We start from the raw sequence: 9,344 nt of genomic DNA, 5'->3' as shown, positions 1-9,344 counted from the left end.
AAATAAAACTCCTGCTACATTAAACCTTTTTTTTATTTTTTTTGTAGTTTTTTGTCATTATTGGCGCGAAAGATAGTATGACATACTACTTAGGCCTATCGACAAGTCTTCGCTTACCACATGAACAGTGGCAGGCACATCTAATTTTATGGGGGCAAAGTTCCAGATCCCTTTAATACCAGCCTCAATATAGCGTGTAGCGATATCCTGAGCGTATTCCGCCGGTACAGTTATTATCCCGATTTGAATTTCCCTGGCAGCAATTATTTCCGGCATTCTTCCAATATCGAAAATCTCGATTTCATTGATATACCGCCCAATTTTGTCTGTGTCAATATCAAAAATAGCCTGAAGTTGAAATCCCTGAGGTGAAAAATTAGCATAATTGGCTAAGGCCCAGCCTAAGTGCCCCACACCAGCAATCGCAATATTCCATTTTCGGTTAAGTCCGAGAATTTCGCCTATATTACGCATAAGCTCGCGCACATAATAGCCAACACCTTTTTTCCCAAACTCACCGAAAGCAGATAAATCTTTGCGTATTTGTTCCGGTGTAACTCCAATTTTCCGTCCCAACTCATCAGAGGATATAATTTCAATACCTTCTTCCTGACTTAGTTTAAGGGTACGGAAATAAAGGGGCAGCCTATCAATTGTTGCTTTAGAGATTACAGCATTCTCTTTATGTTCTTTCATGAAACAACTCTCCCTAGCAGTAGTCAGCGCTTATATTAGCAGCTTATGTTCCTATATCATTTGTAATTTATTCTCACTCATACCTGTAAATTCCTGCTAAGTCTTTTAATTTTCACATTTCCCAAATAATTATGCCATAAAGCAAGTAAAAAGGGATGTCCAGCGGACATCCCTTAAGAGTTTTAGCATTTCTTTTGTGGATGATAGTGAGTATGCAATAGATGGTGCGACTTTTCACCCAGCGGTTTACCCAGCCAGTTTTCATACAGTTCGGCAATTGCCGGGTTATCATGCGACTTCCGCAGTGTGGAGCACGTATCACATTCATAGATCGCATCAATACGTTTTTGCCGGTGTTCCGCCGAAGTAATAATCGGCTGTCCACCACCACCGGCGCACCCTCCAGGGCAGGCCATTATTTCAATAAAATGATAATCAGCCTCGCCGGCGCGAATTTTATCTAAAAGCACACGGGCGTTAGCTAAGGTATGAGCTACAGCAACCTTAGCTGTTAAACCTTCTTTTACAGGCACTTCGGCCTCTTTAATGCCAGTCATACCGCGAACAGCATGGAACTCGATATTCTCAAGTTCATTGCCGGTGACCAGTTTGACAACCGTCCGGAGGGCGGCTTCCATTACACCACCGGTTGCACCAAAGATTACGCCGGCACCTGAGCTGATTCCAAGGGGAGAGTCAAACTCGGCTTCTTCCAAATTGCCAAATGTTAAGCCAGCCTCACGGATCATCCTGGACAATTCACGGGTTGTCAGGACATAGTCAACATCCTGATAACCGCTGGAATTCATCTCCGGGCGGGCCGCTTCCGCTTTTTTTGCAGTACATGGCATGATGGATACTGACACAATATCCTTAGGATCAATACCAGCTTTTTCCGCATAGTAGGTCTTGGCCAGCGCACCAAACATCTGCTGCGGTGATTTAGCAGATGACAGATGATCTAACAGGTCCGGATATTTTAATTCAATGAAGTTAACCCAACCAGGGCTGCAAGAGGTAATCATCGGCAGTTTCCCGCCATTGCTCAGCCTGTCAATAAACTCTGAGCCCTCTTCCCAGATAGTAAGGTCAGCCGAAAAATCGGTGTCAAAAACTTTATTAAATCCTAACCGTTTCAAAGCTGCCACCATTTTGCCGGTAACTATTGTACCATGCGGCAGATCCAGCGCTTCACCTAATGCTACCCGTACAGCCGGAGCGGTCTGAACGATTACATGTTTTGACGGATCGCTGATGGCTTGCCAAACTTTTTCTGTATCATCTTTTTCAACAATAGCACCGGTCGGGCATACTGCCGCACATTGGCCACAGTATGTGCACGCTACTTCGTCTAAACCAAGGTTAAAAGCGGGAACAACTGTGGTGTTAAAACCGCGGTTGGCAAAACTATAGACGTGTACCCCTTGACGTTCACTACAAGCACGGATACAGCGACCGCACAAAATGCATTTGCTTTGATCGCGAACCAATGAAGGATTCTTATCATCAAGTGGATAGTTTTTCTTTTCGCCATCAAACCGGATTTCCCTGACACCAAGGTCAGCAGAAATATTTTGCAGTTCGCAGTTTAAGTTACGTTGACATGACAAGCAGTCAGTGGGATGGTTGGCCAATAAGAGCTCAACTACCATTTTACGGGCTTCCCGTACATTTGCAGTATTTGTGCGGACAACCATACCCTCATTTACAGGATATACACAAGACGCTACCAAACTGCGGGCACCTTCCACTTCCACCATACACACCCGGCAGGCCCCTTCTACACGCAGTTCAGGATGATAGCACAAAGTCGGAACTTTTATTCCGAGCGAGATTGCTGCTTCCAAGATAGTCGATGTTTTAGGTACAGCTACCTTCTGCTCATCGATTGTTATATTAACCATTTCCATCGTCGTGTCACCCTCTCTTTTCCAAACGTTATCTATATCATTAGAAAATCACCAGTAAGGCAGAATTTTAGGCTTTAACGATTGATTTGAACGGACACTTGCCAAAGCAAGCACCACACTTGATACATTTGACCAAATCAATTTCGTGTAGAGCTTTAACCTCACCACTAATGGCTTCAACCGGACATACCTTTTTGCACAGACCGCAACCTTTACAAGTGTCGGTAATACTATATTGCAGCAGATTGCTGCAGGCGCCGGCCGGACAACGTTTGTCATTGATATGGGCTTCATATTCATCGCGGAAATACCGCAAGGTTGAAAGAACCGGATTGGGAGCTGTCTGTCCAAGCCCGCATAATGCAGTCGTCTTGATATTTTTAGCCATAGATTCAAGCAGGGCAATATCACCAGGGCGTCCTAAACCGTCGGTAATACGGGTAAGAATCTCAAGCATACGCTTAGTGCCTTCACGGCAAGGCGTACACTTACCACAGGACTCCGATTGGGTGAAGTTGAGGAAGAATTTAGCAACATCAACCATACATGTGGTTTCGTCCATAACAACCAGACCGCCGGATCCCATCATAGCACCAGCCTGAATGAGAGAGTCATAGTCTACCGGCAGATCAAGCATATGTTCAGGCAGACAACCGCCGGACGGGCCACCGATTTGCACAGCCTTAAACTTTTTACCGTTTGGTATGCCGCCACCAATTTCGTAAATAATTTCACGCATTTTGATCCCCATGGGAACTTCAGCCAGACCGGTATTATTAATACGACCGGTAAGGGCAAATACTTTGGTGCCTTTGCTGCGCTCGGTACCAATTGAGGCATACCAGTCAGCACCTTTTGTAATAATGTGCGGCACATTGCCAAAGGTTTCTACATTATTGATATTGGTAGGCTTGCCCCACAGACCGGAAATAGCCGGAAACGGCGGACGTGGACGCGGCATGCCGCGCTTGCCTTCAATTGATGCGAGCAAGGCGGTTTCTTCACCGCACACAAAAGCGCCGGCGCCTTCTTTAATTTTAAGTTTAAAATTAAAGCCTGAGCCCAAGATATTCTCACCTAATAAGCCCAATTCTTCGGCTTGCTTGATGGCAATTTTAAGGCGTTTAATAGCAAGCGGATACTCGGCACGAACATATAAATAACCTTCGTCGGCCCCAATAGCATAACCACAGACAGCCATGCCTTCAATCACGCGATGAGGGTCGCCTTCAAGCACACTACGATCCATGAATGCGCCCGGGTCACCTTCGTCAGCATTACAGACTACATATTTTTTAGTTCCTGGAGCATTACGGGTGAATTCCCACTTCATGCCTGTCGGGAAACCACCGCCCCCACGGCCTCTGAGACCGGATTTCTTGACTTCAGCCACAACATCTGCAGGCTGCATTTCAGTGAGCACCTTGCCAAGACCTTCATAACCGCCCTCGGCAATATATTCGTTAATATCTTCAGGGTCAATATGCCCGCAATTAGCCAAAACATATCGCATTTGTTTCTTATAGAAAACAATATCATTATAGCTAGGAATCTTTTCATGAGTAATCGGTTCTTTATATAACAGCCGTTCCACAATGCGACCTTTGAAAAGGTGGTTTTCCACAAGTTCAGCCACATCAGATTCCTGGACCCGAACATAGAATGTTCCTTCAGGATAAATAATGACCAGCGGACCCATTTCGCAGAAGCCATGGCAGCCGGTTTCTATAATTTTAACCTCTTTATCTAAGCCTTTTGCGACCAGTTCTGCCTGGAATGCAGCTTCAACCTTCTTCGAGCCTGAAGACACGCAGCCAGTTCCGGCGCAAATGAGCACATGTGCTCTTATATGTTCCATACTATCCCCTCCCGTTAATTACCAAAGTTATATACTTATTCAGTGAATTTGCCGATAGCAAGCTCTGCTACGATCCGGCCGTTAACAACATGCTCGGTGATAATCTTGGGGATGTCGGCAGCCGTAACTCTACCATAAGTTATCCGCGGCTCATTAGGACGAACAACATCCACAAGAACTTCTTTCTCACACATGCCGATACAACCAGTCTGGCTTATCTTGACAGTCTGAAGATTCTGCTTGGCAATCTCATCTAAAATAGCAGTCATAACTTGACGAGCCCCGGCAGCAATACCACAAGTTCCCATCCCTACGATGATTTGTGTTCCACCTTCATGGCGCACAGTGTTTTTGGTCTTAAGCTGTTCCCGTAGGCGTTTTAAATCCTCTATTGTTTTCACTCTTCGACACCTCCGTACAAATTAGCTATATTATCTGACAAATATTCATGTAACCAGATCAGAATCTCTGGTTGAGTTAGCGAAGCACCATCCAAAATGTCAGCTATCTCCCGGGAAGAAACAGTAAAAGTTCTGTCATTGACAGTATGATGATATAAAAAATCCAATGTTGGGTTAGCAACAAGTATTGTCTTAATTGTTTCTACCATGTTGCCTAATGGCGGCCGGTCCAAATGACTATGACGATACTTAGCCTGAATTATCGTTCCTTGACCTGGTGTAGAATCAATTTTTAAATATCCGTCACAGCGTTTACTAGACATGTCCATTAATGGCAAGCCTAGCCCGATGCGCCGAGTAATCCGGGTAGTAACAAAGGGGTCAATTACCAATTGGCGAAGCTTCTCATCCATACCCCGTCCGTTATCAGCAACTCGGATAAGCATAACATCTGCAGCTAAATCTTCTACAATCTCAAGCTTTACAATCATTGCCCCGGCTTCCAGCGAGTTCTGCACCAAATCCAGGATATGAAGTGATAGTTCGCGCATATCAGTTCCTCTTAGGCGTACTTAGCCAGGATTTCAGGTATAATTTCAGGAGTTAACCGGCCATGGGTATCATCATTGACCATTAGTACTGGGGCTAACCCGCAAGCCCCTATACAAGCCACTGTTTCTAAGGTGAACTTAAGATCAGGAGTAGTGCCGCCGGCTTTTATTTTTAGATTGTCTTCCAGCATATTGAGAATTGCTTTGGCGCCACGTACATGACAAGCAGTGCCCTGACAAACGCGGACAATATTCTTACCTCTGGGATTGAGGTGAAATTGGGAATAAAAAGTTACTACACCATAAATCTGACTAACCGGAATCGCCATCTTCTCAGCAATACACTGAATAATTTCTTTGGGCAGATAGCCGTAAGCATGTTGTGCTTCCTGGAGAACCGGAATAAGAGCCCCTTTAACCCCCTGATATTTTGCAAGTATTGCATCCAGTTGGTCAAGGGCTAGTTTGCCTGCTTCACCGCCGCCACAGCAGCAGCATTTATTTTCCTTGTCACTGTTCATGTTACATCCTCCTTATGAAAAAATCCTGATACTACTTATAAAGCTAGTTATTTAACAGTGGCTTAAACCACCACCTTTCGCAAATTTTGAGATAATAATGCCTGCCGGATTTCTCCTAGTGTTGGCTGCTCAAAGTAAAAGGTAGTTTTAGGACCATTTATAAAGTCCTCCATTACATGAGCATCCGAGGCAGTTATTACAGGCAGGTCGCCAATAGCAGGAATACGCATAGGTGCATTTTCCACACTCATGTGCCTTGATACTTCGACAGCTGCCAACTCAACATCAGGCGGGATAAAACCCAGTTGCGAGATAATACTGTATATAGGCCTGTCGATGTGACTGGCAATACATATTCCACCCAGGCGTTTTACCTGTTCAGAAATTTCTGCAATACCTGCAGTAAGGGAAGTTAGTAAGAGTTCAGGTTTTTCTGCAATAAGATTATCCTCAGCATCTACGATAAACTGCGCACCAAACCGCGCCACATCATTGAGCCGACCAGACATATGATTCTGAACAAAATGTTCCCACTCTTTCAACTGACGCATCTTATCAAATAAGGTAATTAAGTGAACTTCCTCTTTACTTTCAACTTCCATTCCAAGCAATATAGTAACATCAGTACCTTTAGCTGCTTCCAATGCAGCAGGAATATTATCGCAGGCATTATGGTCAGTAATAGCAATTATGTCAATCTTATGTTCTACCGCATGCCACACTATATTGCGAGGAGTCATTTCGACAGCCGCACAGGGTGATAATAGAGTATGTACATGAAGATCAGCCACAAACTGACGCATCATTCCCCGGTAATACCCAGTTGATATAACCTTCCAGCTACCTCAAAAGACGAAAGCGACGTAGTAAGGATGATAATCTCTTCTGTTTCGGCTTTGCGTAAAGCATCTTTTTCAGGGACAACACCTCCGGCAATTATAACCGCAGTAAGGCCGGCCAGTGATGCGACAGCTACAATATTTTGATGTCCCTGCATTGTAACCCAGATGTTACCGGCACGGGCCTGCCCCATAACATTGCTCAGTAAATCTGACACATAACCGCCGCTAATTTCATTACCAAGTCTGGACTGGCCTGACACGACTGCCAGGGGCAATGCTGTAATTAATTCTTCAACAGTCATAACTAAATCCTCCTAACATCGAATTTATCTTTTTGTTTCATTACTCTACTCTTGGTTTTTATCAAGCGGCGGTGGTAACTTATCAGCCAGATCAACCATTTCATAAGCCAAATCCCGTACCTTTTTACGCAAGATAAATACGCAGTCAGTCATACTGGCTAGCCCCTGAGCAATGTCTTCAGCCAAAGCTTTGCAATTCGGCGAACCGCATGAGCCACAATCTAATCCTGGCAGACTTTTTAGGGTTCTGTCCATAAACTCTATTTTGGTCATAGCCTTGGTAATATCAGCATCAAGGCGTAAAACTGGTTTAGGCTCTATTGCGCGGCGTCCTGCTACCCCTAGCTCAAACTCAGAGTAGTCGGTACGCGGTAATCTGCCAAACTTGGGATCCTCAACTTTTTTCTTTGCTATCCGTTGTTTCATCCGGTGCTCTGCAACATGCCGGTTTTCAACAGTTAAAGCACCGCCGATACAACCGCCGGCACAAGCCAGCACCTCGATATAGTCAACGTCTTTGAGTTTTCCTAAAGCAACTTGTTCCAATATATTCGCAACCTGATGGATATCATGTACCACCAAGACATTATTTGCACCAACAGCGGTAGTCTCACCACCTGGAATTGCCCATCCGACACCAACCCAGGATGCTTGCCGTCTGGCATCTTGAATCTCGGCGGTTACTACTTTTAATAAATCAGGATAAATTTTACTAATTGCAATGGCGCCGGTAATATCAGATTTTTCTGCCCCAAGCGGCTGATATACTGCCGTCATCTTCGCCGGACACGGCGTGATAAACCATATCCCAATATCCTCCGGCATAAGGCCAGGCAATGCCTCCGCCTCAGCCCGTGCCAGCCGTGCGGCAACCTCAACCGGGGCATCAAACGGCGCCAGATGGTCAATAAGTTCAGGAAACCTTACCTGAATAAGCCGGACAACTGCCGGACAGGCTGAGGAGATAGCGGGCCGGACGATATCGGTACGTTTTAAATAGTCTCTGATAGCAAGTGATACAATCTCGGCCCCGTGAGCAACTTCAAATACCTCGTTAAAACCCAGCTTTAACAAACCTGATAGAATAGCCCTGACAGGAATATCAATGTTAAACTGACCATAGAGACTGGGTGCGGGGAGCGCAATATTATATTTGTATTTCTTCAGGTCAGTAATTTCATCGGTTACTGCCGTCTTGGCGTGCCCTGGACAATGGCGAATACATTCGCCACAGTCAATACACCGCGAAGATGTTATTTGAGCCTTACCACCTCTGATGCGGATAGCTTCAGTAGGGCAGCGTTTAGTGCAAATTACGCATCCCTGACACTTTTCATCCACTAAGCGAACAGAATGATATCGTTCTGCCACTACTTTCACCACCAAACTATACATATAGTATTAAATCTCACAATCCAGACTTAGGATTAGTGAAAGGTAATCATACTCAGTTGGGTTCCTATTCCGATCTCAGTTTTGATGTCAAATTTATCTGTACTGCGGGCCATATTGGGCAGACCCATGCCTGCACCAAACCCCATCTCTCTAATATAGTCAGGTGCCGTTGAAAAACCTTCTTGCATTGCTAGTTCAAGATCCGGAATCCCCGGGCCTTCGTCGGTCACAATCACCTCTGTGCGATCAGCATGAATATCAGCCCTAATCGTGCCTCGATATGCATGAATAATAACATTCATTTCAGCTTCGTACGCACTAATAGCAATTCGCCTGATAATATCAGGACGAATACCAAGCTGCTGCAGAGTACGCTTAATTTTGCTTGAAGCCTCTCCAGCACTGTTAAAATCAGCCCCTATCAATGCAAATTCCAGCGTAATGCCTTGTTCGTGCGTCAAAGGGCATCCTCCTTTGGCGATGATCCTGCCAGTCCATCTTTGTACAGCATGCCACAGGCTTCATACATTTGCCGGGCAGTCAGCAGCAGTGGTATCCCCATTTCCCTGGCCAGCACAATGACCTCCGGCCCCGGACGTTTGCCGCGGACAAATATTATTGCAGCCAAATCACTCATTTCAGCGGTACGAATAACCTGAATGTTGGTCAGCCCGGTCAGTAAGATAGTACGTTCCTTTGTAAAGGCCAAGACATCACTCATTAGGTCTGAGCCGCAAGCGCTTTTTGCATCCCGGTCAAGCCATTCCATTCCGCAAAGCACCTCGGCCTCCAGAACCTTTTGTATTTCGGCCAGTTTCACTTTAGGCTGCCTCCCTCTAAGAAAAATGTTTGTGCGAAATTTCACAAT

11 protein-coding genes are annotated in these 9,344 nt (G+C 45.2%); all 11 read right to left on the bottom strand.

Annotated elements, in window-relative coordinates:
* Positions 1-57 precede the first annotated feature (57 nt).
* Entirely contained in the window at positions 58-696 is a 639-nt protein-coding gene (locus VN379_RS22440) for a redox-sensing transcriptional repressor Rex (RefSeq protein ID WP_325538038.1), read from the bottom strand.
* Positions 697-878: 182 nt separating this feature from the next.
* Positions 879-2,606, bottom strand: a complete 1,728-nt coding sequence (locus tag VN379_RS22435; protein WP_325538036.1) for an NADH-dependent [FeFe] hydrogenase, group A6 — start codon at positions 2,604-2,606, stop codon at positions 879-881.
* A gap of 67 nt (positions 2,607-2,673) precedes the next feature.
* The gene (gene nuoF, locus VN379_RS22430; RefSeq protein WP_325538034.1) at positions 2,674-4,464 is read right to left on the bottom strand and encodes an NADH-quinone oxidoreductase subunit NuoF; all 1,791 of its coding nucleotides are present in this window, start codon (positions 4,462-4,464) and stop codon (positions 2,674-2,676) included.
* Between the two features lie 35 nt (positions 4,465-4,499).
* The gene (locus VN379_RS22425) at positions 4,500-4,865 is read right to left on the bottom strand and encodes a (2Fe-2S) ferredoxin domain-containing protein (protein WP_325538032.1); all 366 of its coding nucleotides are present in this window, start codon (positions 4,863-4,865) and stop codon (positions 4,500-4,502) included.
* Positions 4,862-5,416: an ATP-binding protein gene (locus VN379_RS22420; RefSeq protein WP_325538030.1), complete on the bottom strand. Its 555-nt coding sequence runs from the start codon at positions 5,414-5,416 to the stop codon at positions 4,862-4,864. The genes VN379_RS22425 and VN379_RS22420 overlap by 4 nt, the downstream gene beginning before the upstream one ends.
* A gap of 11 nt (positions 5,417-5,427) precedes the next feature.
* The gene (gene nuoE / locus VN379_RS22415; RefSeq protein WP_325538028.1) at positions 5,428-5,937 is read right to left on the bottom strand and encodes an NADH-quinone oxidoreductase subunit NuoE; all 510 of its coding nucleotides are present in this window, start codon (positions 5,935-5,937) and stop codon (positions 5,428-5,430) included.
* A gap of 62 nt (positions 5,938-5,999) precedes the next feature.
* The gene (locus VN379_RS22410; RefSeq protein ID WP_325538026.1) at positions 6,000-6,743 is read right to left on the bottom strand and encodes a PHP domain-containing protein; all 744 of its coding nucleotides are present in this window, start codon (positions 6,741-6,743) and stop codon (positions 6,000-6,002) included.
* Positions 6,740-7,081, bottom strand: coding sequence for a DRTGG domain-containing protein (locus tag VN379_RS22405; RefSeq protein WP_325538024.1), 342 nt, complete (start codon positions 7,079-7,081; stop codon positions 6,740-6,742). The genes VN379_RS22410 and VN379_RS22405 overlap by 4 nt, the downstream gene beginning before the upstream one ends.
* A gap of 45 nt (positions 7,082-7,126) precedes the next feature.
* Complete coding sequence (locus tag VN379_RS22400; RefSeq protein ID WP_325538022.1) at positions 7,127-8,452, bottom strand: [Fe-Fe] hydrogenase large subunit C-terminal domain-containing protein; 1,326 nt, start codon at positions 8,450-8,452, stop codon at positions 7,127-7,129.
* A gap of 56 nt (positions 8,453-8,508) precedes the next feature.
* Complete coding sequence (locus VN379_RS22395) at positions 8,509-8,937, bottom strand: anti-sigma regulatory factor (RefSeq protein ID WP_325538020.1); 429 nt, start codon at positions 8,935-8,937, stop codon at positions 8,509-8,511.
* On the bottom strand, positions 8,934-9,344 hold a 411-nt coding region (locus VN379_RS22390; RefSeq protein ID WP_325538018.1), incomplete at its 5' end, for a DRTGG domain-containing protein. The genes VN379_RS22395 and VN379_RS22390, both read right to left, overlap by 4 nt.

The sequence above is a fragment of the Sporomusa sp. genome, from assembly GCF_035561255.1.
Taxonomy (GTDB): Bacteria; Bacillota; Negativicutes; order Sporomusales; family Sporomusaceae; genus Sporomusa.
Note: the sequence above shows the minus strand (reverse complement) of the source record. Positions and strands in the feature narration are given on the sequence as shown.